21 protein-coding genes and 1 pseudogene are annotated in these 24,904 nt (G+C 36.4%); 2 read left to right on the forward strand and 20 right to left on the reverse strand.

What is annotated here, in order from left to right; all coding sequences use genetic code 11:
• Window positions 1–48 precede the first annotated feature (48 nt).
• The 7 genes from BTR42_RS09090 to relB form a co-directional block, all read right to left on the reverse strand.
• Window positions 49–657, reverse strand: coding sequence for a TVP38/TMEM64 family protein (locus tag BTR42_RS09090; RefSeq protein WP_009854651.1), 609 nt, complete (start codon window positions 655–657; stop codon window positions 49–51).
• Between the two features lie 247 nt (window positions 658–904).
• Window positions 905–1,207, reverse strand: a complete 303-nt coding sequence (locus BTR42_RS09095) for a PepSY domain-containing protein (RefSeq protein WP_009854652.1) — start codon at window positions 1,205–1,207, stop codon at window positions 905–907.
• A 242-nt stretch (window positions 1,208–1,449) separates the two neighbouring features.
• On the reverse strand, window positions 1,450–2,982 hold the full coding sequence (locus BTR42_RS09100; protein WP_077497395.1) for a sensor histidine kinase: 1,533 nt from the start codon (window positions 2,980–2,982) through the stop codon (window positions 1,450–1,452).
• Window positions 2,927–3,619: a response regulator transcription factor gene (locus BTR42_RS09105; RefSeq protein ID WP_009854654.1), complete on the reverse strand. Its 693-nt coding sequence runs from the start codon at window positions 3,617–3,619 to the stop codon at window positions 2,927–2,929. Before BTR42_RS09105 ends, BTR42_RS09100 begins: the two co-directional genes overlap by 56 nt.
• Before the next feature lie 105 nt (window positions 3,620–3,724).
• Window positions 3,725–4,603: a DUF3114 domain-containing protein gene (locus tag BTR42_RS09110; RefSeq protein ID WP_077497397.1), complete on the reverse strand. Its 879-nt coding sequence runs from the start codon at window positions 4,601–4,603 to the stop codon at window positions 3,725–3,727.
• A gap of 14 nt (window positions 4,604–4,617) precedes the next feature.
• Window positions 4,618–4,950, reverse strand: coding sequence for a type II toxin-antitoxin system RelE/ParE family toxin (locus BTR42_RS09115; protein WP_077497399.1), 333 nt, complete (start codon window positions 4,948–4,950; stop codon window positions 4,618–4,620).
• Entirely contained in the window at window positions 4,940–5,224 is a 285-nt protein-coding gene (relB, locus tag BTR42_RS09120) for a type II toxin-antitoxin system RelB/ParD family antitoxin (protein WP_009854657.1), read from the reverse strand. The genes BTR42_RS09115 and relB overlap by 11 nt, the downstream gene beginning before the upstream one ends.
• 273 nt (window positions 5,225–5,497) lie before the next feature.
• Here relB and BTR42_RS09125 point away from each other — a divergent pair, with 273 nt between their 5' ends.
• Window positions 5,498–6,016 (forward strand): TetR/AcrR family transcriptional regulator, encoded by a 519-nt coding sequence (locus tag BTR42_RS09125; protein ID WP_077497401.1) that lies wholly within the window; start codon window positions 5,498–5,500, stop codon window positions 6,014–6,016.
• A gap of 113 nt (window positions 6,017–6,129) precedes the next feature.
• On the forward strand, window positions 6,130–7,899 hold the full coding sequence (locus BTR42_RS09130) for an oleate hydratase (RefSeq protein ID WP_009854659.1): 1,770 nt from the start codon (window positions 6,130–6,132) through the stop codon (window positions 7,897–7,899).
• Between the two features lie 129 nt (window positions 7,900–8,028).
• Here the strand turns inward: BTR42_RS09130 and BTR42_RS09135 are convergent, their stop codons facing one another.
• From BTR42_RS09135 to thrS, 13 genes and pseudogenes are all read right to left on the reverse strand, one after another.
• Window positions 8,029–8,853 carry a class C sortase gene (locus BTR42_RS09135; RefSeq protein ID WP_231873091.1) on the reverse strand — a complete coding sequence of 275 codons (825 nt, stop codon included), beginning with the start codon at window positions 8,851–8,853 and terminating at the stop codon, window positions 8,029–8,031.
• A gap of 131 nt (window positions 8,854–8,984) precedes the next feature.
• Window positions 8,985–10,502 carry an isopeptide-forming domain-containing fimbrial protein gene (locus BTR42_RS09140; protein WP_077497405.1) on the reverse strand — a complete coding sequence of 506 codons (1,518 nt, stop codon included), beginning with the start codon at window positions 10,500–10,502 and terminating at the stop codon, window positions 8,985–8,987.
• Window positions 10,503–10,584: 82 nt separating this feature from the next.
• Entirely contained in the window at window positions 10,585–12,552 is a 1,968-nt protein-coding gene (locus BTR42_RS09145) for a Cna B-type domain-containing protein (RefSeq protein WP_077497407.1), read from the reverse strand.
• Between the two features lie 536 nt (window positions 12,553–13,088).
• Window positions 13,089–13,703 carry a TipC family immunity protein gene (locus BTR42_RS09150; protein WP_077497409.1) on the reverse strand — a complete coding sequence of 205 codons (615 nt, stop codon included), beginning with the start codon at window positions 13,701–13,703 and terminating at the stop codon, window positions 13,089–13,091.
• Window positions 13,704–13,707: 4 nt separating this feature from the next.
• Window positions 13,708–14,325, reverse strand: a pseudogene (locus BTR42_RS09155) (TipC family immunity protein).
• A 5-nt stretch (window positions 14,326–14,330) separates the two neighbouring features.
• Complete coding sequence (locus tag BTR42_RS09160) at window positions 14,331–14,969, reverse strand: TipC family immunity protein (protein WP_077497411.1); 639 nt, start codon at window positions 14,967–14,969, stop codon at window positions 14,331–14,333.
• Window positions 14,954–15,565 (reverse strand): TipC family immunity protein, encoded by a 612-nt coding sequence (locus tag BTR42_RS09165; protein ID WP_077497413.1) that lies wholly within the window; start codon window positions 15,563–15,565, stop codon window positions 14,954–14,956. The genes BTR42_RS09160 and BTR42_RS09165 overlap by 16 nt, the downstream gene beginning before the upstream one ends.
• A gap of 4 nt (window positions 15,566–15,569) precedes the next feature.
• On the reverse strand, window positions 15,570–17,228 hold the full coding sequence (locus tag BTR42_RS09170) for a T7SS effector LXG polymorphic toxin (RefSeq protein WP_077497415.1): 1,659 nt from the start codon (window positions 17,226–17,228) through the stop codon (window positions 15,570–15,572).
• 17 nt (window positions 17,229–17,245) lie between these two features.
• Window positions 17,246–17,587, reverse strand: coding sequence for a hypothetical protein (locus BTR42_RS09175; protein WP_077497417.1), 342 nt, complete (start codon window positions 17,585–17,587; stop codon window positions 17,246–17,248).
• A complete protein-coding gene (locus BTR42_RS09180; RefSeq protein ID WP_077497419.1) occupies window positions 17,580–17,861 on the reverse strand; it encodes a TIGR04197 family type VII secretion effector in 282 nt (93 codons plus the stop codon). The genes BTR42_RS09175 and BTR42_RS09180 overlap by 8 nt, the downstream gene beginning before the upstream one ends.
• A 264-nt stretch (window positions 17,862–18,125) precedes the next feature.
• The gene (locus tag BTR42_RS09185) at window positions 18,126–20,525 is read right to left on the reverse strand and encodes an RICIN domain-containing protein (RefSeq protein WP_077497421.1); all 2,400 of its coding nucleotides are present in this window, start codon (window positions 20,523–20,525) and stop codon (window positions 18,126–18,128) included.
• A gap of 185 nt (window positions 20,526–20,710) precedes the next feature.
• Entirely contained in the window at window positions 20,711–22,531 is a 1,821-nt protein-coding gene (locus tag BTR42_RS09190; RefSeq protein ID WP_077497423.1) for a right-handed parallel beta-helix repeat-containing protein, read from the reverse strand.
• A gap of 398 nt (window positions 22,532–22,929) precedes the next feature.
• Window positions 22,930–24,876, reverse strand: a complete 1,947-nt coding sequence (thrS, locus tag BTR42_RS09195) for a threonine--tRNA ligase (RefSeq protein WP_077497425.1) — start codon at window positions 24,874–24,876, stop codon at window positions 22,930–22,932.
• Window positions 24,877–24,904: the final 28 nt, after the last annotated feature.

Consider the following 24,904-nt stretch of genomic DNA (forward strand, 5'->3'; position numbering starts at 1 on the left):
TTTGCTGTCATATGTCAAAAAGAAGTTATTGTTTATTCAATCAAATCATTAATGGAATAGTGTTAATAAATAGTTCAACCCTTTATACGCCACAACGGTGTAAATATAAAGTGTCACTGGTTTGGTAATAAGGAAAATCGTGATAAATTTCTTCCAAGTCATTTTTGAAAGCCCAGATACCATGCAAAGGAAATCATCTGGAAAACCTGGTAGAGCAAAGGCTGCTCCTAAAAATTTAGCGTAAAATTTACCATCATTGCGGTCTAGATAACCGACATACTTATCATAAGTTTCTTGTGAGACAAAGGCTTTGGCAAAAGTCTCACCATAACGTCTAGCAAGCCCGAAAGCTAATAGAGAACCTGCAAAAATACCAGTAAAGTTATAAATAAATCCCCAGATAGGTCCAAATGCAATATAACCAATAACACTTGTCATCCCACCAGGAATAATCGGATAAACGACTTGAATCACTTGCAAGAGCATAAAGATAAGCGGTGCAAAGAACCCAAGTTGTCCAAGGTAACTTTGAAAGATTCCTCCAACTTGGAAATATGTTGGGTGTTGTTTAAAGAAAATTAACAATCCAATAGAAATGATAAAACCAATTCCGGTTAAAATTTGAATATTTTTTCTCTGAGTTCCAGCTTCTACCATAGATTCCCCTCCCTTGTCTCAAAAATGAAAGTATCGCTTCAACGTCGCCAACTAATAATCTTCAGACCAAATAGTTCTAAAAGATAAACAATAAGTGCTAACGGTAAAACCAGTAAAAGTAATATATAAAGTATTGATTTCTTAGATTTTTTCATTTTAGTCTCCTTATCACTTAGCTGCTACCAGCTAAATGCCATGTCTCTTTCGTTTCATTAAAATAATATCTTAAATTAAAGGGTCTTAACAGTTACTTTTCGTGAAATTGCCGTTGCATGATAGAACCCGTTGAGGCATCAATGGTGTAACTGTAATCCGTCGTTTCAGTTTTTAAGGTAATATGATAAGTTGCCTTTAATCCCAAGCGACTTTTCTCAAAAGATTTTGAGAGAAGGTCCTTGCTTGCAACACCAGCATTTTGATAAGCAATTTGATAAGCTTCTTTGCTACTTAAAGTGTAACCAAGATTATTGTAGGCGTAAATAGACAAGATTATTAAAATCACTGCTAGTACACTCATCAAACCAATTTTAAACTTTTTTGAAACTGTCATCTTTTCCTCTCTTCGATATTATATGTCTATTATAACCAAGCTTTTTTGAAAAATCTCGGCTAAAGTATCGAAAAGCTGTGGCAAAAGTGTGGCAATTTCTTCTAAGTCTAGTTTACTAGATTTCAGCACTTGCGCTCTTACAAAATTGTAAGACGATTGAAAGATTTGAGGTAGACTAAATGAGAACAAAAATACGAAGTTGAGACAAGATGCTCAGCTTCGTATTTTTTATTATTACCTCGTTACTTTACTGGCAAATAAATAATGAAACTCGTTTCTTGGACATTTGAGATTACAGTGATTGTTCCCTTATGGCGCTCAACAATTTCCTTGGTAATGGCAAGTCCAATGCCAAAATGACCACCTTTTCCCTTGTAGAAACGTTCAAATAAGTGCTCTTGATCTTGCTCTGAAACAGCTTCGCCATCATTTGAAATAGTGATTTGTAATTGATTTTCTATCAGCTTTCCTGAAATACTGATTTGTGTTTTAGCGTAGCGGACAGCATTCGATAAAATATTGGTAAATGCACGTTCCAATAACTTTTCATCGGCTTCTATTTCCAAATAATCATCGTCAAAGTGATGTTCAAAGGTAATGCCACGTTCATCAGCTTTGGCTTTCAAGCGCCAACTAACATCATAAAGAAGGTCTGTAATATTCAGCTTTTCAAGCTGTAATTGTGTTTGGACGGATTCCATTTTCGAAAGTGTCAAAATATCATCCACCAAATCAGTCATTTTCTGACTTTCATCAACAATGACACTAGCTGCTTGTTTGGCATCAATAACCCCCTCTTTAATACCTTCAGCATAGCCTTGAATAGACATCAAAGGCGTCCGCAATTCATGAGAAGAATTTTGAAAGAAGAGTTGTTGACTACGTTGGTTGGCATCAATCATATCATTCATCCGCTCAACAGTTTGCCCAACTTCATTAAATTCACGGTAGGCAAAGTTTTCTGTTGGCAAGTTTTTTTCGCGATTGCCAACACGTAAAATATAAGATTTCAAACTACCAAAATTTCGGTCAAGTTTTCGAGCGGTAAGAAAAATACTGATACTAGCAACGATTCCGACAATAACCATCAAACCTAATAATATAAAATTAATATAATCTTCCAATTCTTCAATCGGTGTGACATTAGCAAAAACGAAAATATAATATGTTGGAGAATCGTCATTATTGTCTTGTTTGACATAACTGTCTGCTAATGTGCCAGGATATTCCTGCATTTTGATCATGTAAGCTGAACCATCAATTTCAACTTTTTTAAAGTAATTTAAACTATTTTGGTAATCACTATAGTCTGCATCATCCTCATCAATATCATCAAACCATTCAATATCGTCATTATCTGAAAAATAATCAATAATCTTTTCAGAGATTTTTTTCTCTGATAAATCGTACATAGAAGCTGAAATGTACTTGATATCAAAAGAGTCGTCTGCAATGACATAAGTAGTCTCAAAAATATTTCCTTCTGCTGTCGTTTCTGGAGTATCACCGACATATAAGGTGTCCAAAGTATCATATTGATTTTGTACAGCTGTAAATGCCTGCTCAGCAATAAATAATTTCAAAAGCACATTAAATACTAAAAGAATAATAGCAAAAGAAACGATAATAATGGTTAAAGGTTGGACAAATAATGTCGTTTTGAAACGCAAATTTCGACGCTTTTTCTGCAATATTTTTTTCGGGTGACTGAGCTGTTTTTTATTGTTTTTTCGTGAGTTTGAAACCATAGCCCCAAACCGTTTCAATAAGGACATGACTATCGACTCCTCTCAATTTTTTACGCAAGCGTTTAATGGTATCATCCGTTACCCGTGTTTCTATGCTACTTTCGTATCCCCAAATGTGATGCAAAAGTTCGTCACGTGAAACAGCCTCTTCGGCATGATTCATCAGCATTTTTAATAATTCAAATTCTGTGTTGGTCAGTTTTAAGACTTGGTTGTCATAGGTGACCGTGCGTTCTTTCTCGGATAAGGTCAGCGCTTCGTAAGTCACGACATCTGAGGTTCCTTTAGCCACTTCTTGCGATTGCGGTTGGCGTGCCAAAATAGCTTTCACGCGCAAGCTTAATTTTAACGGTGAAAATGGCTTGGTGAAATAATCATCTGCCCCTGCTGAAAAACCTTTGACAAAATCGGCATCACTATCACGCGCTGTCAGTAGGATAATGGGAACATCAGAGCGTTTACGAAGCATGGTTGCAATCTCAACACCATTTGTCCCTGGCATCATAACATCCAAAATCACTACATCTGCTTCTTCTTCCATAAAACGCAGCAACAATTGGTCTCCTGTCTCGAAAATCTCAACATCAAGTCCTTGTTCACGTAAGAATGATGCAATCAATTCACGAATATTTTTTTCATCATCTGCCACATAAACTTTAGCCATTTAACACCTCTAAAACGTAAATTCTTACATTCATCATACCATAAATTGCACTAAATATGGCAAGCCCAACTGGACTTGCCACAGAAATACCTCATATTTGTTCTATTATTTTTTCAACTTTCTTAATTCCTTTTGGAAGGAGCGTCGCAAGACTTTGACTTGCTGATAAGCAGATTTCCCTGCTTGGGCATAATGCCCTTTTTTATTAAAATAGCTGTACTCCCATTGTTCGTGTTGGCGTTTTTTAATTAAAAGTGGCGCTGAAAAACGATTGCCTTGATTGGCTAAGATTTGTTTCCGAAATGCAGGATCATGTGGTTTGATGGGAGCAATATCAAGTTCATAATGCCTTTTGTCATTCTGATTCGCATAGTTAAAACTAGCACCGTTGATAATACCATTATGATTGGTACCCTGTGGGTCAATTTCATTTGCAAAGCGCCCTTGGCTATCTAGGATAAATTCCGTGTGAAATCCCATTACAATTTTCAAATTAACGGGTAACGAAAATCCCAAAATAGGCTGTTTAGGAGCTTTATTGTGAAGGCGTGACGATTCTGTTAAATCAAAATCAAATTGTTTCCGCCAAAAACGTCGTCTCTTCTTTCCTTTTAGATAAGTCAACAAGGATAAACGGTCATTTTGAGCTGGAAAATATTCTCGTACCCACTGTGCTTGGTAGGCAGAAATCACATAACGAAATTGATGAATTTGGTGAGCCAGTAAATTATCGGCTGCCATGCTTTCTGCTGGAAAGGCAAGTTGGACAACCTCTGCAAATTCTTGCCAAAAGACATGGTCTGGTGCCAAGTTATCCGAAAACTGATTTATTAACTCGCGCGTCTGACTGACGTTCCCAGTTAATTCTAAAGGCATCTGAGCAATTGCCATGACTTTCTCCAAGACTTCCTTTGCTTGATTGGCACTTGTCACAGCTCTGCTATCTTCCCAAAAACTAAAAAATGCTTTATCTCCGATTTTCATAGTGTTATTGTAACTTATCTAAATAAATCCATATAGTCACTGCGAGTAGGTAACAAATATGCTATACGAACCTCATTTTCCAAAATGTTATACAAGGCAATATAGTCCTTACTCAACGTTAAACCTCTTGTTTTATACTTGGGATCCAGACACTTTCCAAATTTTTCATCAGCATCAAAACCACCCTCTGGAAAAAACTCCAAGCGTTGTAAATCTTTCCTAATACTTGCAATTTTCTTTTTAGCGTTAATTGTTGAGCCTATTTCATTAGCAATATAATGATAAATATCATCAAGCGTGTCAATGCCCCTTTGAGAATAGATAAGCTTGTACTTCTTATAATCCATAGCGTTCTACCAAATCCTCATCAGTATAAAATTTCCCTTCATCAAATTCAGCATAACTTTGTTGAATCTCTGCTTGAAGATTTTTAAACAACTTTTCTCTTTTAAGTTCTTCTTCTGTTTTCAAATTAAGTTGACCTGTTTCAGCAACATTTTTTAGAAATAAATTTAAAGCCTGAGCGGTATTTAAATTATTTTCCTTAAATACTTTTTCTGCTTGGTTATAAATTTTTTGATAAGTTCTTAAATTGTAACTTTTATCATAAGCTAAAGCCATAACATCATACCTCTTTGTATATCTTTTATGATATATTATAAGATACCAATTTAGAATATGCAAATAAAAAAACTTAACAACCTTATTCTATACCTAATTGATTAAAAATATATTACTTGGTTAGTTTCCTTACTACACATATAAAAAATAGTTCAAAATGCCTTTAAATTAAGCATTTATATTTTCACGTTACTATATAACGGAAGAACTTTTTTACACTGTTATCTTTGGTAAATAATGGTAGAATAAGAACATCACGATAGAGGAGAAGTTATGAATACCTTAACTGAGCAGGCTTTTGCAAAAGCTTTAAAAGAGATTATGCAGGAAAAATCCTTTGATAAGGTAACTGTGACAGAATTGGTACAACGTTTAAATGTTAACCGTCAAACCTTTTATTACCATTATAATGATTTGTACGATTTGCTAGAGCAGATTTATATTGCTGACGGTGAGCAAATGATTGGTGATAATCGAACGGATGATTCATGGGAAAAAGGAATGCTTGCTATTTTTCGCTATATTCAAGAAAATAAAGCATTTGTCTGCAATACTTATTATTCTGTTAATCGTAATTACTTGGAGCACTTTTTATATGACAGAGCTTATGAATTGATTAAGCCTGTTCTCAAGGAAAAAGAACTTAATTTAACACAAGAAGAACTTGATTTCCGCAGTCATTTTTATAAATATGGGCTAGTTGGTTTCATTTTAGATTGGATTGATTCTGGCTTGCAAGAAAATCCACAAGATCTGGTACAACATATCTATCAGTTACTGGAAAAACTTTAATTAGACAAAATCCTTTATTTGTCAAAATTCTAGACAGGAGCGACCGCCTGTCTATTTTATTTGCTTGAAAAAAGCGTTTTAATGGAGACAATAATAGAAAAGGAGTTACGCTTATGTACTATTCAAATGGTAATTACGAAGCTTTTGCACGTCCTAAAAAACCTGAAAATGTTGAAAACAAATCCGCTTATATCGTCGGAAGTGGGTTAGCTGCCCTATCCACTGCTGTATTTCTTATTCGAGATGCACAGATGCCTGGTGAGCACATTCATATTTTAGAAGAATTAAGTCTTCCTGGCGGTAGTATGGATGGTATCAAAAATGACCGTCTTGGCTACATTATCCGCGGTGGTCGTGAAATGGAACCACATTTTGAAGTGCTTTGGGATTTATTCCGCTCTATTCCTTCACTTGAAAATCCTGAAAACTCCATTTTGGATGAATTTTATTGGTTAAATAAGGAAGACCCTTGTTACGCTAAAACACGTGTCATCCATAATCGTGGAAAAGCTATTCCTGATGATGGGCAATTAACACTTTCTGAAACAGCAATTAAAGAAATTATTGACCTCGTCTTAACTCCTGAAAAGCAATTAGAAGATGTCCAAATCGACCAAGTATTTGGAGAAGAATTCTTTGCTTCAAATTTTTGGCTTTATTGGAGTACCATGTTTGCTTTTGAACCATGGTCAAGTGCTATGGAAATGCGCCGCTACCTCATGCGCTTTGTGCAACACGTTGATGCACTGAAAGATTTATCCTCTCTACGTTTTACAAAATTTAATCAATATGAATCATTAATTTTACCAATGATTCATTATCTACAAGAGCACGGAGTTGATTTTAGCTACAATACAACAGTTACTAATATTCTCATCAATCGTACTGGTAACGATAAAGTGGCTACAAAAATCGAATTCACAAAAGACAAGCAAGCACAAGAAATCTTTTTAACTAAAGATGACCTTGTTTTTGTCACAAATGGCTCTATCACAGAAAGTAGCACTTACGGTGACAATGACCATCCAGCCCCTACTACACATGAATTGGGAGCAAGTTGGGAATTATGGAAAAAATTAGCTGCCCAAGACAAGGACTTTGGTCATCCTGAAAAATTCTGCGAAAATATCCCTGATAGCAATTGGACAATTTCTGCCACTATCACGTTTAAAGACAAACGCATTGCGCCTTATATTGAAAATATTAATCATAAAGACCCTTATAGTGGCTCAATTGTGACTAGTGGACCAACGAGTATCAAAGACTCTAATTGGCTCTTAGGTTATTCAATCAGTCGCCAACCACACTTTAAAGCTCAAAAAGAAAATGAGCTAGTCGTTTGGCTCTACGCACTTTATACTGACCGCAAGGGAAACTATATCGAAAAACGACCTGATGAATGTAGTGGTAAGGAGCTTTGCCAAGAATGGCTTTATCACATGGGAGTTCCTGAAACTGACATCAAGGAAATTGCTGAAGCAGCTTCTACCATTCCTTGCCATATGCCTTATATTACAACATATTTCATGCCACGTGGCTTAAAAGACCGTCCTCTAGTCGTACCAGAACATAGTAAAAACCTTGCTTTCATCGGAAATTATGCTGAAACTCCAAAAGATACCGTATTTACCACAGAGTATTCTGTCAGAACAGCCATGGAAGCCGTCTATACATTATTAAATGTTGACCGTGGCGTTCCAGAAGTTTTTGCATCAGCCTTCGATATTCGCATGATGCTCAATGCACTTTATTACTTGAATGACCAAAAATCACTAACTGAAATTGATTTTCCTTGGGCAAAAAAAGCCGTTCTTAAAGAAGCACTCAAAAAAATTCACGGTACTTATATTGAAGAATTACTCAAAGAATATCACTTACTTTAAGATAACCATTTCTAACATAGCAAAAACGACTAGAGATTTTCTAGTCGTTTTCAGTTAGTATAGTTAGTAAATATGAAAATCATCGCTACGTAAATGTTAACTTTTTTGGGAAATAGAGGAGAATAAGTTTTAGCGATGTCGTAATTTGTGATAAATACCTATTATGATTAAAAGAATAATAGCAATAATAACAGCTACTACTATTAACAGATTATTTTCCAGACTAGCTTCGGTAGTGATACGCACAGCATTTTCTTTATTAGGAATACGGTGACCGCGTACCAAAAGACGATGAGTATTAACTCCGTAAGGCGTACAAGTCACCAAAGTCACATAGTCTTGTTCTGGATCGATAGCCACAGCAGACATATCATTAGGGAGCACTGTTAAAATCTGGTCCACTTCGTATGTCAGCGTTTCATCTAAAACCTGAATCATAAACGTATCACCTTTAGCCAGACGGTCAATATTAGTAAACAGCTTTGCAGAAGGTAAACCACGGTGTCCTGAAATCACAGCATGTGTTCCTTTACCACCAACGGGTAAAGACGTCCCCGGAATATGTCCAATAGCTATCCGTAAAACACCCTCATCCGTTCCATGATAGATTGGCAAAATCGTATTTAATTTAGGAATTTCGACATATGCCATGATTCCTGTACCACTAACATCAAGGGTTTTGTTATAGAAGTCTATTTCAGAGTTTGACAAATCCAAACCAGGCGTAACACCTTGTCGCAACGTCTGATTGTAAGCCTGCGCTGCAGCTAACATATCGGCTTTATTTTCGTCACTCATATCCTCAACATCTTGCACATAACCAGCAACTATTCTGGACTGATGAAGAGAATTCCAATAATTGCTAATTGTTGGGTATAGCACCAAGGATAGTCCAATTAGTAACATACTAACAAGAATAACCGTCAAATAATGCTCTTTAATCTTTTTTATTATCATAGATTCTCGTATTATAACTAGGAAAAGGAGCATAGAAAAGCTTTTCTTTCCTCACTCCTTTAGGGGCAAAATAGGATAAATTTATATAGTTATTTTTCCTACTTCCTAGAATAATATCCTTTTAATATTTATTTAACACTCGAACGTTTTTTGGTGATGAGTAAAGCACCAGCTGCTAGAATAATAATAGTACCGACAACGTAGAGAAGTGTTGTCCCCATGCCACCAGTTGAAGGAAGTTTTGACCCTTTTTCGTTAACTACTTCAGCTGTTAATGAACCTTTAGAGAGGTCTGATTCAAATACAATATCACCAGTTGTAAGTTTTCCTGAAAGTGAAGTTAATGCTGGGTTATCAGCTTCTACATCATGTTCAGCGGTTACTACAAAGTTAATGTCTTCAATTGTGTTATAGCCATCCGGTGTTGTTGTTTCAGAAAGAATATAAGCCCCATCATCAAGACCTTTGAATTCAAAAGTAGATGTTGAATCATTTGCTTTGATTTCTTTAATCTTAGTTTTTGAGCCATTAACCATTTTGTAAAGTGTAAATCCAGCACCTACCAAAGGGTTTTTCTCTTTATCAACTTTATTAACGACAACTTTGTAAGTAAAAACAATAACTTTATCTTCTGGAGTTTCACCAGTATCGTCTGGTTTAGATTCACCATTACCAGTGTTATTTGGGTTGTTTGAGTATGTTAATTTTACGGTATTTGGGTTACCTTTTGAACCAATAACAGCATCTGAATTAAGAGTTGCGTTGTATTCTACAACAATATCATCATCTTTAGTGATAGTAGCTACAGCTTTCACATCAGTAATGACAACAGAAATTTTCGTTGAGCCATCAGAGTTTTTACTTGTAGTTAATCGATAGTCACTTTCTTTCAAAGTTGTTCCGTCGGCAGTCACTTTTGTAATCCCATCAAATGTAAAACCAGCAGATAAATTATCTGTAAATTCAACATAGTAATGGTCATAATTGTCAATTTGTTTTGGCAATGTTGCTTTCAATTGGAAAGGAACCGTATCTCCAATATCATAATCAGCAGAATCTTGCCAACCAGTCAATGCTGTTTCTGTTGAATCGTTAATATCTTTTACTTTCTTTTGAACAGTAGGTGTGTCATTTTTAAGTTGTGCTGTTGCATCACCGACAACTTGTAAGATAAAACGAGTATAGGCTGCATTTTTCCCATTTTGTGATTCATCTTTATCTTTTACGAGGTAGTAACCAGCAGTTAAACCTGTAAAGGTTGTTGAATTTGCTGTACTAGTCACTGTTTTTGTAGGTGTTTTTAGCTTGCCTGCTGCTGTAGTGGCAAACGTTTTTGCCACGTCTGAATCATCTGAAGCTCCGTCAAGACTTTCAGCGATTGTAGCTGCATCTGAACTAGTGTTAAAAGTAAATGCATTAACATCAGAACCCCAAGTAATGTTTGAAAGGGTAGTTACCTTATTTCCATTTTCATCAGCTGTCGTATAAATATCACCGCTAAAAATTTGGTAGGCTTCATAAGTGTGGTCTGTTGTTGTTCCGTTAATTGTCAACGTATAAGTTGACTCATCAGCGAAGGCTTTTACACCTGTAAAGGCAAAAAGAATTGACAATAAAGTAGCCAAAATTAACTTAAGCTTTTTCATAATCTTGTATTCCTCCATAAAAATAAATAATTTGATAACATTGATAAAATTTACATAAATTTAAACGAAAGCACCACATCCTTTACAGTTTTACTTTATTTTTACGAACTCTAATGCTCATAAAGATTGTAGCCAATAGTATAAATAAACCAATCACATAATAAGAAATCGTACCACTGCCACCCGTACTAGGGAATAAGTAGTCTCTTGGAATTTTATTAGTGATTTCAAAATTACCTGACTCATCTTCTTCGATTGTTGTCGTATAGCCAGTCACTTCTTCTTCGGTAACACTATATTTAATTTGCTTTCCGTTCTCATATTTAGGGAGGTCTTTAAATTCGTATTTCCAATCATCCTCTGCCGTGATAGTTACTGTTTGAAGGTCTTTATCATTAGCTTTCAATGTCACTTTGATTGAGTCTGGACGTTTTTTCTCTTTATCGTTTCTATCATCCCAAATCTTGGTAACTGTAATATCTGTCGTTTCTGGGGTATGGATATTTGTAATATCTGTGCCTGAAACTTTTGTTTCATAATCTTTAACGGCTTCTTCTGTTACACTATACTTAATTTCTTGCCCAGCTTTATATTTCGGTAAGTCCTTAAATTCGTACTTCCAGTCGTCAGCTGCGGTGACTTTTTTGGAATCAACTTTTACACCGTCAGCAAGAAGATTAACCGTGATAGCTGTTGGACGTTTACCATCTTGGTCATCATTATCATCCCACGTTTTTGTCCCTGAAATTTCTGTCGTTTCTGGAACATGGGTATTGGTAATATCTGTGCCCGAAATAGTAGTTTCATAATCACTGACAGGTTCTTCGACTATAGAATAGCTAATCTCTACTCCATCTCTATACTTCGGTAGGTCTTTGAACGAATATTTCCAATCAGTATCAGCTGTTACTTCTTGTGAAGCAATCTCTTCTTGTGGAGCAAACTCTTCTCCATCATCATAACGAAAATCGGCAAGAAGCTTCACTGTAATCGAATTTGGGCGTTTACCGTCTTGGTTATCCTTATCATCCCATGTTTTTGTTCCTGAAATTTCTGTCGTTTCTGGAACATGGGTATTCGTGATAGTATAACTATAACCACTATCACTTTTAGTATTAGTAACTGTACTCTGATAACCATCTAGCTCTCCACTATATTGTTCTACTTCTTTTACACTATATTCAATGGGGTTGCCATCTGAATCATAGAGGCTAAGGCCTCTAAAAACTCCTTGCCAATTACTATTGGAAGAACGGGATAATTCTATTTTTTGTCCTTCAACCTCTACACCATTTGCCAGTAATTGAACATCTATCGCATATGGTCGTATTCCGTCTTGGTTATCGTTGTCATTCCAGACCTTCTCAACAGATAAGTTTGTATATCCTACATCTACTGTTATTAGATTTTGTACATCACTCCCAGCTCCGTGATCATAAAGATATAAATTAAGCTTGGCACCTGCTGGATAGCTGAGATTAGCCACATCAATCAACTCAAGATAAGCTTTTTTGCCCCTTATATCCCACGCTGTTTTCTTACTAGACGATACACCCAAAGCACTATAATCCCCAGTTCCATCACTATCGACACCATCTGTAAAATGCCAAATAGCCTTCTGTGTGATAGCACAAAAATCTCCATTTTTTAAATTATACTTCTCCTTGATGCCACTACAGTTATTAGGATAACCATTGTATATAACCTTCATGATTGCATCGTAGAGTTCTTGACCTTCCATGTCGCTGTCGCAATTTTCTTTCAAGCGAACGTAATCTACATCAGCTATCTTTCGGTATTTAGCCTCTCCTTCTTCTGATGCTGCCGGTGGACGACTTTTGACATGGTTAAAACAATAAGCTCGTATACTTCCCCCATCTTCATCTATTCCATAGCTAAAGGTGTGAAGAAAATTATAACTCATATCACTACCATCACTATAGCCAGTATGGCCAGTATAAAACACATCTTCCTCAGCCTTTGCACTGATACCTGTGAGTGTTAATAGTGTTGTCAATAACACCAAAAAAATTCTAATAAACTTTCTCATCATCAAACTCCATTTATTTAGCAAAGCATTGCACGCCATTTTTAATCGATTGATTAAATAAGACGACAACGAATTCAACAATAATTGTATAAAAAACTATACATTTAAAATAAATGTACTGATTTTTCACAAGTTAAAAATATATTTTACAATTTGAATTCTGTCAAGTCTTTTCTCGAAAAAAGTTTATTTTTTATCTAAAAACTTAACCTGTGTTATGTTTTTAGATTTTAGAATATTTCTGATTGAAAAAATATTCTGTATTTTTGTATCATTTATGCAAAAAAATACAAAATCTAAAATTATAAGCATTTTTTAATAATTCGTTTTCATATTTAAAGAAACTAAAACATGTATAAAAAGTTATGTAAAAAACAACTAGAATTTTCTAGTCATTTCCTTTTTGTTATGTCATTGTTTTAAAACGAAGATAAAAACTTCTATTCACTTTACTAGAAAACAAGGTAAAGATTTCCTATCCTTTCAAATCAAAAACGACCAGAAAATCTCTAGCCGTTTTTGCTATAAAGTTAAACTTACCAATTTTCCCATTGTGTTTTAACAGTCACATTGCCATACTCTTCAGGCGAAAATTGACTATCGTAAATCGAACACCAGTCTGTTAGAACTTTTTGATTGACGATTTCGTTATAATGTTTATCTAAATCAACACTTGAAATATGATATTGCTCTAAGTATGCCTTTACCTGAGTTTCATCATCAATATACTCTCCCGCTTTTCTTGGTTCGTCAAAAATAGCAACTTCTTTTGTAAGCGTCTTACTATTTCGCTTATAATAACTTAAATACCAAATAGTAATATCGGAATTTGGTCGCCACTCAAAGCGAATGCTCATGTCTTTTCCTAATTCAGGATAAAAATTAATCACAATATTAGCACAGTCTTCAGGAAGAGCTTCATCGATATAGTTTATCACTACTGTATGCTTCCCTGCTTCATTCATATTATCATCATAAATTTCTTGGCTTTTCACCTCTGCATCACTTAATTGACGAAACACATAGCCACTATTCATCGTCTCTTGATAGATTTCATCAAAGATGTTCTTTGGTTGATGAATATAGTAATAAATCCCAGCTGACAAAATAAGTACACATAAGATGACTAAACTAATGATTTTCTTTTGCATAAGTTTACCAATTTTCCCATTGTGTTTTAACAGTCACATCACCGTAATCTTCAGGCGAAAATTGACTATCGTAAATCGAACACCAGTCTGTTAAAATTTTTTGATTGACGATTGCATCATAATAACTCTCTAAATCAACGGCGGTGATACCATAGTCTTGCAAGTAAGATTTCACTTTTGATTCATCTTCGATGTAGTTATTTGAATCATTCTCTTTTATTAAAATTTCTACCGTTTTAGTTAAAGTTTGCTTTTTAGCGCTATACATACTCCATAGTGACAAACTAACTTTTGAGTCCAATTCTTTTTGAAAAGATACTGATACTGTTTTTCGACGTTGCTTAAAATTGAATCCGATTCTAATATTAGAATAGCCATCTGGTGCCTCTGACTCATTGTATAACCCAGAAGGTGTTTGTGAAATATTAGGATCATCCGTTGGCCACCATTCTGCTATCTCAAAATCTTCAATCTGCCCTAAAATATTATTGCTTCAATACGTCTTTTTCGTTTCTTGATAGATTTCATCAAAGATATTCTTTGGTTGATGAATATAGTAATAAACCCCAGCTGACAAAATAAGTACACATAAGATGACTAAACTAATGATTTTCTTTTTCATAAAATTTACCAATTTTCCCATTGCGTCTTAACAGTCACGTCACCGTAATCTTTAGGCGAGAATTGACTATCGTAAATCGAACACCAGTCTGTTAACACTTTTTGATTGACAATTTCGTTATAATAACTCTCTAAATCAGCGGCGGTGATACCGTAGTCTTGTAGATAAGATTTCACTTTTGATTCATCTTCGATGTAGTTATTTGAATCACCGTTCTCTAAGGCAATTTTTACTCTTTTAGTTAAAACACTATCAGTATGAGAATATATACTCCATACTCTCACCCTAACTTTTGAAGTTATTCGTTTTTCAAAAACGATATTTGACGTTCTATACTTTCTTTCAAAATTAAAACCAATTTTTACCTCAGAATAACTCTCAGATAATTCCTTTTCACTATACCCTCCAAAAGGCATATATTTATTATCTTTATTATCACTAGGCCATGAACCTCGAATTTCAAAATCTTCAATCTGTCCTAAAATATTATTGCTTCGATATGTTCTTTTTGTTTCCTGATAGATTTCATCAAAAATATTCTTTGGTTGATGAATATAATAATAAATCCCAGCTGACAAAGCAAGCACACATAAGATGACTAAGCTAATGAGTTTCTTTTTCATAAAATTTACCAATTTTCCCATTGTGTTTTAACAGTCACATTGCCATAATCTTCAGGTGAGAATTGGCTATCGTAAATTGAACACCAGTCTGTTAACACTTTTTGATTGACGATTTCGTTATAATAACTCTCTAAATCAGCGGCGGTGATACCATAGCCTTGCAAGTAAGATTTCACTTTTGATTCATCTTCGATGTAGTTATTTGAATTGGTTATACTAATTTTTTTATTTAATGTTTTCTTCATAGTTATATAATGAACACTAAAATTTATTGACACTTTGGAATCAATGTACTTTTCAAAATAGATATTAAACCCTTTCTCCTGATATAAATTAAAAGTTATTCTCAAATTAGGATTTCGATCATTTAAATAGTAATCTGGATAGCTAATACTTGGGCTAAATTTATTAGTTTCATTCATATCTTTATCATAGATTTTATAATTCTTAATTTCAGCATCCTTAATCTGATAAAAAATATTTGTTCCTAAATAATTTGTTTTCATCTCCCAATAGATTTCATCAAAGATATTCTTTGGTTGATGAATATAGTAATAAACCCCAGCTGACAAAGCAAGTACACATAAGATGACTAAACTAATGAGTTTCTTTTTCATAAAACTACTCCCCCACGGCTTCTAAACGACTAAGGAACTTCGATACATCTTCATAATGCTCAGAAATATAGTTACTTGTCGCTTCTTCACCTTTTCTACGAATATCAACAGGAACTAGACTAGCATAAATAGTGCCTTTGACCTTATCCAAATCTTCATTCTTCAAGAATTCTTTTTCACGAACGGTCTCATCCTTAGTCACGTCGCTATAATAACCGCTCATCGCCCGTTCATAAGATTGCCCTTGTGCCATTCGACCAACAATATTAACAGCATCCAAGTCGGCTTTATAATCATCTTCACCAATGCTAGGCTTCTCATCATTAGCATTATAGGTGGTATCACCCTCCCAGCCAGCCAAAGCTTTCACATGTTCTCGCCCACCATAAAAGTCCGACAATTGCAGACCAGATGGATTCAAGTGTGTTGCCATGGTAATGGATTGGTGCGTAAAATCTGCATTCCCTGCTCCATTATTAGAATAAGCTTTTAAATGTTCATCCCAAAAGTCATCAAAACCTTTCGTTGTTCCATACGCATTTTTATAATTTATCTTTGCATTTTCATATGTATCAGAACCTTCAGTAAAATCAATATCATGCATTTGTTTTACAGTATTTCCACCATTTGCTAAAGCATGTTGCAATCGGAGATTATAAGTTAACTCTTTGGCTTCTTGTTCACTAAGTCCTAAAACTTGAAAGATTTCTAAAAGCGACATAGGCACTTTTTGCGTATCACCTGTAAAGAAATTGCTAATGGTCTCAGTGTAAAAATAATTGCTCAAATAACCAGCTGTTTCATCCCACTTCACGCCATCATAGCTCACAGCGCCAATCAAACGTAAAAAGATATAATCACGCTCCTGTGACGTGTAGCCTGCAAAATAAGAAAATTGACTATCAATCCCCCGCTTAATGGTCAGCAGTTGCTTAGCGGTCTCCACATCAAAGCCATACTCTGTCATCATGGTATTGACAAATGCCCGTTCCTCTCGGCTAAGCTCTAAATCTTTCGTCGCAGAATAAGCCGATAAATAAGTCGCCCAGCTTAAATCACTTGGGATCGTAAACGACTTGTCCGTAGCGTTCCAACTAGTTTCTGCTTGTGCTAAACCCGTTGAGAGTTGCAAGGCAATATTATCTAACTCATCAAATAAACGAACCGAATCCGTACTATAAGCTCGTAAGTCCTCTAAAATCGTTTCATAGACACGTTTATTAGCATGGTGACCACGAATCAAGTCAACCGTGCCTTGTTGCATTTGGCGTTTTTGCGTCGTTGGCAGTTCTAAACGACTTAAGGATTGGTTAATCTCATCTAGTTGATTAATCAAGTCTTCTTCCTGACGGATGTACTCTAAGAGCTGCTCTTCACTCCAACTCTTAGTATCCACACTCTCCTGATAATTTTCAGGCAGTTTCGCACTCGCCTTAGCTAACATTTCCGCATACAGTTCGCCACCTTGTGCTAGTGGCAAAAGAACGGCACGATAATAAGCTTTAGCTGCCTCATAGGCTTTCCCTGTTAAACTCTCTGTGTCATCCGCAAATTGCTGAATAGCTTGTTGCAAGGCTTGATAGCCTTCAATTTGAGCCTGACTGACACTAGCGACACTCTCAGCTTGTGCCTGTGACTGCTCTAAGGTCATGTTAAGTCCCATTTCAATCTCCCCCTAAATTACTTTAAACTTTCTTTGCGCTTAGCAACGTAAACGGCTTCCATCTCATCTTCGATTTGACGAGCTTGATGTTTGAGTTCATCAACACCGTCAATAAAGGTCTCAAAGACTTGATTTCTCAACTCATGTAATTGTTCGCCTTGTTCTCCCAATTGAGTCGCATACTTACTCCCATAAGCAGCATCCCATGCATTATTTAACGAGATTGTTCGTCCGCCGTAGTCATAATTTTCAAAGTCTCCCAACACTTGTTCGGCTCGAAAGCGGGTATTTTCAATATCTTCTAATTGGTAAGACAATTGGCGTTCTTTACGATTCAATGCTTCCCATTTTTCAGTCATGCTCGCCCTCAAAACTTTCTGCACCTGCTTGGTCAACCGCTTCAAAGTCACTAGCCACCGAATGCAGATGGTCAGAAGCCGTCTCAACAGCAGCAGTAATTTGTGCCAAAAAGGACTTGGCTTGGTCAATCACCGCATGATGACGTGTATTTCCCTCTAATTCCGTTACGGTATCTTTTGTCACCTCACTAACAGCAGTGAGATTCTGACAAGCATTTGCCAATTGACTGGCATACGTCTGGGCAACTTCCCTATCGCTCCTAATTGTTGTCATAAATCCTATACTCCCTTTTGCTCCGTCTAAAATTACATTTATTTTACCATAAAACTAAATTTAAAAAAATTAAAAATCACATCAGAATGTTGATAGACGTGCTTTAACCACAAGTTTTATTTATTTTTGTCACTTGTGATGAGGTATTATTTTCGAGCGAAATAGGCAACAAAAGAACGATTTGAAATAAAAAGTACCGGAAAAATTTTTCTTCAATTAAAAAGAGGTCGATTACGACCTCCTGTGGCTTATCTGTCCATTCCATTAATTAAAGACGTTAAAGGTTACTTTGCCTGGGATTTTGTTGGCTTGACAGCTAGCGATAATGCTATTTTTGGTGCTTTCAACTGATTTTCTAATAGAGCTTTGGCTGCTTGATGACGGTGTGCTGACCGAACGTCCGCTTGGCAATTTATCACCGCTCTTGCCGCTAAATCCTTGAACTGATGACCACCCTTTAATGGTCAATGGTTGAATGTAATAGTTATACCCATTGTCAAAGGCGATACAGTGATTAAAGTAACCAGTAACCGAGCTATTGTTGTTGTCAAAACCTTTTTTAGATTCATCAAAAGCTAAGCAATAAGAAAGATTGCGTGTCACACTTGATTTTGAATAGGCAGAGCCAAGTTTAAAGCCGTTTGGATTACCATCAAAAGAACTTCCTGTCCAAGCTGAAAGGCTGATTGTTCCTGCATCTGTTTGAATAAAGTTGCCTGTTGGCAATGAGAATTGACGTTTGGCATATTTTGATGCAAATGAGCTGTCTTTAGCTTTGATTAATTGAACTAAAAGTAGATTTTCATCTAAAGCTTTTCCGTTATCAAAGTCATATTTTCCTGTGAAAACATTAGGGTTTCCGTTATTCCAAACCGCACAGTAAGTATAGCTGATATCTGGTGTTACATTGCCTACCTTATCGAAAGAATCCCAACCATCATCAGAATTATCCCAAGCATAGCAATATGAGAACGTATTGCCACTACCAGCACCAAGTTTTGGTGCAAAACCGTCTGCATTACCACCGCGTGTGTAAACATCACAATTTCGGTAGCTGCAAACATATTCAATGGTATTTTTATAAGCTCCCAAAGTCACTTGCAAACCAGCGTCGTTATTATAACGTGTGATGCAGTTTGACACTTTGTTATTTCCTGCATTTGAACCTTTGATTTGAATACCATTGTCTGGAGCGTGTTCCACAATCAAGTTTTGAAGCGTGTATTTAGAACCTGTGATTCGGACTCCAACCGCTGTATCTGAAGAAGCTTTGCCAATATATTGGTTCATAAAAGTTGAAAAATCCAATCTTGGGTAAGTACCATCTGAATTTTTCACACCAATGATTTGAACATTAGCATTTGTTTTTGATAAAGCGATTTGACCGCTACAAGCAATGCTTGTTCCTTTGACGTAAACTTTTCCACCACCAGCTTTTTCAGCTTTACTAACCGCAGAAAGCAAGTCCTTGTAATTGGTAACGACTGTTCCGTCTGATGTATTTGTAGAGCCACCAGAAGAACTGTTACCAGAGTTTGCTGTTGTTGATTCAAACTTAAATTGCTGACATTCGTAGCCATTATAAGTCCATGTTTTGATGTCGCCGTTGTCCTCTTTAGACCAACCGTTCACATCTACTGCTTGTGTGCCACCAGAGCATTTCGTTAACAAACAGTAAGTATTGGCAGTTTTCGTTGGAACAACTTGGAAAATTTGAGCGTCAGCTCCATTGGCAGAATAAATCTGAATATTTGTTCCGTCTGTACGTCCACCGTTAGCAACATCAAGCATTCGTCCACCTGATAGACCACTTCTCAAAGTGATGTAATTATTGCCAAGGTTGGTAACATACCATTTTTGGTTATCGCCGCCATTTCCTGAATATTGAATCACATTGCTTCCGTCAGCGTCTCGTTTTCCTGAAACATCTAAGTATTTTTGGCTATTAATATTTTTAAGGTAATACCAACCGTCAGCTAGATAGTTTTGCGCTGCATTGCTGGCAACCTTGCTTTCAGCCAATTGATCGCTAGAAAGTTGATTATCAGAAAGATTATTAGTATCAATTGTTACTGTTTCATCAGCGCTTGAATCAGGGGTAGCTGTATCACCCGTGCTTGTTTCAGTTGACTCTACTTCAATTTCAAATAAATCAATCCCACTATTTTGTGAATACAACCAGATGGCATCTTCATTCCCAGTATAAGTATAAGATTGTGTGTTAGCCGTAACATCTGCAGTCATTGTGCTCAATTGGTTTCCCGCAGAATCTGCTAAAATTAAGGTTCTTGCTTCTGTGCTTGATGAGCTTTGCAAGGTCACCTTAACCACATCATTGGCTGCTACTGGAACTTTAACTGCTCTACCATTCTGGTCACCTTTGCCGTTTAATGCTAAAGCGTAAGTAAAACTTTTATCTCCCAGAGTAACATTTTTTACCTTGACCTGCATGGGTAGGCTATCTGTTGCTACCAACGTTAAGCCATCGACTGTCCGCGTATCAGACAGTGTTCCTAAATCTTTAAAATTGGAATCCTCAAAATTCCAAGAAGTTGTTGTCTGTGTGTTTGTATCCGCTTTCAAAAGTGACACTCCTGTTAGTGTCATGGCAACAAGTAATAGGATACTAAACATCAACGACAATACGCGTTTTGTTTTTTTCATTTGATCTCCTCCATTTGAGTAACATTTTTGCCACAAAAATATTTTAGTTTATATAACGCAAAAAATCAATTAAAAAATCAGTAAATTTTAATTTTTATTTACCTCTAATTTTACTGTAAAAAATAAGCCCCAATTTGGGGCTCATTTATATTACATCAAAAGTAGAGTTCGTTATTACATTTATTTTAGAAAATATTAAAGGTTACTTTTCCTGGGATTTTGTTTGCTTGACAGCTTGCAATAATGGCATTCTTGGTGCTTTCTACTGTGCTTCTGATTGAAGATTGTGTGCTAGTAGATGGTGTGCTGACAGAATAACCACTTGGAAGTTTATCACTACTTGTTCCACTAAAGCCATAAACAGCTGACCACCCTATAATCGTAAGTGGTTGAATATAGTAATTATAACCATTGTCAAAAGCAATACAGTGATTGAAATTACCAGTAACAGAGCTGTTATTGTTGTCAAAACCTTTTTTAGATTCATCAAACGCTAAGCAATAAGAAAGTGTTCTTGTTGCACTAGAGGTTGAATAAGCAGAACCAAGTTTAAAGCCGTTTGGATTACCGTCATAAGAACTTCCAGTCCAAGTAGAAGGACTAACTGTCCCTGCATCTGTTTGAATAAAGCTACTTGTTGGCAATGAGAATTGACCATTAGCGTAATTTGTTGCAAAAGAACTGTCTTGAGCTTCAATCAATTGAACCAATAAGAGGTTCTCATCAAGTGAGTTACCATTGTCAAAATCATATTTTCCTGTAAAGACATCTGGGTTACCATTGTTCCACACTGCACAATAAGTGTAGCTGATGTCTGGTGTCACGTCACCTGATTTGTCATATGAATCCCAACCGTCATCAGAATTATCCCAAGCATAGCAGTATGAGAAAGTATTGCCGCTACCAGCACCAAGTTTTGGTGCAAAGCCGTCTGCATTACCACCACGAGTATAGACATCACAGTTTCGGTAACTGCAAACATATTCGATAGTATTTTGATAAGCGCCTGCTGTTACTTGCAAACCTGCATCATTATTATAACGTGTGATACAGTTTGACACTTTATTGTTTCCTGCGCTTGTTCCCTTGATTTGAATCCCGTTATCTGGGGCATGTTCCACAATCAAGTTTTGAAGCGTATAATTTGACCCTGTAATTCTGATACCAACCGCTGAATCTGACGACGCTTTACCAATATAGCTTGACATAAAGCTTGAGAAATCCAATTCTGGGTAAGTACCGTCTGCGTTTTGCACACCAATGATTTGGACATTTGAATTGACTTTTGAAAGCGCAATTTGTCCGCTACAAGCAATGCTTGTCCCTGATACGTAAATTTTGCCACCACCAGCATTTTCTGCTTGGCTAATCGCTGAAAGCAATTCCGAATAGCTTGTTACAACTGTACCGTCTGATGTGTTGGTTGCAGAAGTATCTGAAGTTGTTGTGGTAGTTGATGTACTGCTTGTCCCGTTTGAATCAACTTGAATTTTAAAAATATCAATACCACTATCTTGTGAATACAACCAAATATCATCCCCACCACCTGTATAAGTGTAAGATTGTGTACTAGCTGTTGTCCCAGCAGACATTGTTGTCAATTGATTTCCTGCTGAATCAGCAACAATCAAAGTTCTTGCGTCTGTGCTTGAAGAGCTTTGCAAGGTTACTTTAATCACGTCATTTCCAGACACTGGAACCTTGACAGCTCTGCCGTTTTGGTCACCTCTCCCACTAAGCGCCAAAGCATAGGTATAATCAGCTCCAGAAACCGTCGCATTTTTAGCCTTAACCTGCATGGTCAAGCTATCTGTTGCTACCAACGTCAAGCCATCAACCGTCGTTGTGCTAGAAATTGTTCCAAGATTTTTGAAACTTGAGTTTTTGAAATTCCAAGATACCGTTGTTGAGGCATCTACTTTCAAACTAGACATTCCCGCTAGTGTCATACTAACCATAAAAATGGCACTAAACAATACTAATAACACTTGTTTTGTTGTTTTCATTTTATCTCCTTTCCCACAAGCGTGGATTTATTTTAGCATGGATAATGTCTATTTTTAAGTTTTTGCATATATGAAATTTTTCTATAAATTAGAATAATCTTATTTAATTATCTATAAGTCATTTTGGGTTATATAAGCGTTTTCGTTAACAAATAAGACTATTTGATTGACTTGGTTTTTAATTTTGTATTTGCATATATGGAATTCCTGTGCTAAATCAAGAAATTTTCTTCAAAGTCATGCAAACGTCCTCGTTTCTAGGCAGGAGTTGTGATTTAACTTAAATTTGCATATATAGGATTCTTCCGCTAAATCAGAAAAATTTTCCACAAGTAAAAAAGAAGCCCACTATTGGACTTCTTTTCTGCCGAATTTATATTATTGTGCAAATGGAAGTATTATTCAGCATCTGGACGTGATTTGCGGTTAATGTCAGCTAGGATATTGTCAACAAATTCATCGATTGCTTCTGTGTGAGTTTGCTTGCTTCCATAGCGACGAACGTTAACTGTCTTATCAGCCATTTCTTTGTCACCAACGATTAATTGGTAAGGGATTTTCTTAGTTTGGCTTTGACGGATTTTAAGTTGCATTTTTTCGTTGCGTTCATCAACGTCAACACGAACGCCTTTGTCGCGAAGAACTTTAGCAACTTCCCAAGCATAGTCAACGTGAGCTTCGTTAGAAACTGGGATAACAGTTACTTGGTGTGGTGCAAGCCATGTTGGGAAGGCACCTTTGTAATTTTCAATCAAGATAGCTGTGAAACGTTCCATTGTTGAGATAACGCCACGGTGAATCATAACTGGACGGTGTTCTTCACCATCAGCACCAATGTATGTCAAACCGAAACGTTCTGGAAGAAGGAAGTCAAGTTGGATAGTTGACAATGTTTCTTCGTTACCAAGAGCTGTTTTCACTTGAATATCAAGTTTTGGACCGTAAAAAGCTGCTTCACCTTCTGCTTCGAAGTATTCAACACCCATTTCATCCAAGGCAGCTTTCAACATTGATTGTGCATTTTCCCACATTTCGTCGTCATCATAGTATTTGTGAGTGTCTTTAGGGTCACGTAGTGAAAGACGGAAACGGTATTCAGTCAAGTTGAAATCTGCGTAAACATCGATAATCAATTGAAGAGCTTTTTGGAATTCTTCTTGAATTTGTTCAGGTGTTACGAATAAGTGACCGTCGTTAAGTGACATTTCACGAACACGTTGAAGACCTGACAAAGCACCTGATTTTTCGTAACGGTGCATCATACCGATTTCCGCAATACGGATTGGCAATTCACGGTATGAGTGTACATGGTGTTTATAAACTTGGATGTGGTGTGGGCAGTTCATTGGACGAAGAACGAATTCTTCACCATCCCCCATATCCATTGTTGGGAACATATCTTCACGGTAGTGGTCCCAGTGACCTGATGTTTTGTACAAATCAACTGAAGCCAAAGGTGGAGTATAAACGTGAAGGTAGCCTGAAGCTACTTCTTTATCAACGATGTAGCGTTCCAACGTACGACGAATTGTTGCACCGTCTGGCAACCAGAATGGAAGACCTTGACCAACTTCTTGAGAAATCATGAACAAATCAAGTTCTTTACCAAGTTTACGGTGGTCACGTTCTTTAGCTTCTTGACGTTGTTTAAGGTAAGCTTTAAGGTCTTTTTTGTCGAACCAAGCAGTACCGTAAACACGTTGCATCATCGCATTGTCGCTATTTCCACGCCAGTAAGCACCAGCGACGTTCAATAGGTGGAAAACTTGGATACGACCAGTTGAAGGCACGTGTGGACCACGGCAAAGGTCAGTGAATTCACCTTGTGAATAAACAGTAAGACCACCTTCGTCTGCACCATGTTCTTCAATCAATTCAAGTTTGTAAGGGTCGTTTTTGAACAATTCACGCGCTTCATCAATTGTGATTTCTTTACGAATACATGGAAAGTTTTCTTTAACGATTTTTTTCATTTCTTCTTCGATACGAGGAAGATCTTCATCAGAGATTTGACCAGCTTTATTATCAGTATCGTAGTAGAAACCATCTTCAATAGCAGGACCTACACCAAGGCAAAGGTCTGGGAAAAGACGTTTTGCTGCTTGTGCAAAAAGGTGAGCAGCTGAGTGACGTAAGATACCAAGAGCATCTTCGTGGTCAGGTGTCACGATTTCAATGCTACCGTCTTCAGTAATTTCACGGGTTGTATCAATCAATTGACCATTAAATTTACCAGCCAAGGCTTTTTTAGCTAGTGAATTGCTAATGCTTTGAGCAATTTCAAAAGGTGTTACACCAGATTCAAATTCGCGCACAGCGCCATCTGGAAAAGTGATTTTAACCATATTTCTCTCCTTTTAATAATTTACAATG

It is taken from the genome of Streptococcus gallolyticus subsp. gallolyticus DSM 16831, from assembly GCF_002000985.1.
GTDB classification, from domain to species: domain Bacteria; phylum Bacillota; class Bacilli; order Lactobacillales; family Streptococcaceae; genus Streptococcus; species Streptococcus gallolyticus.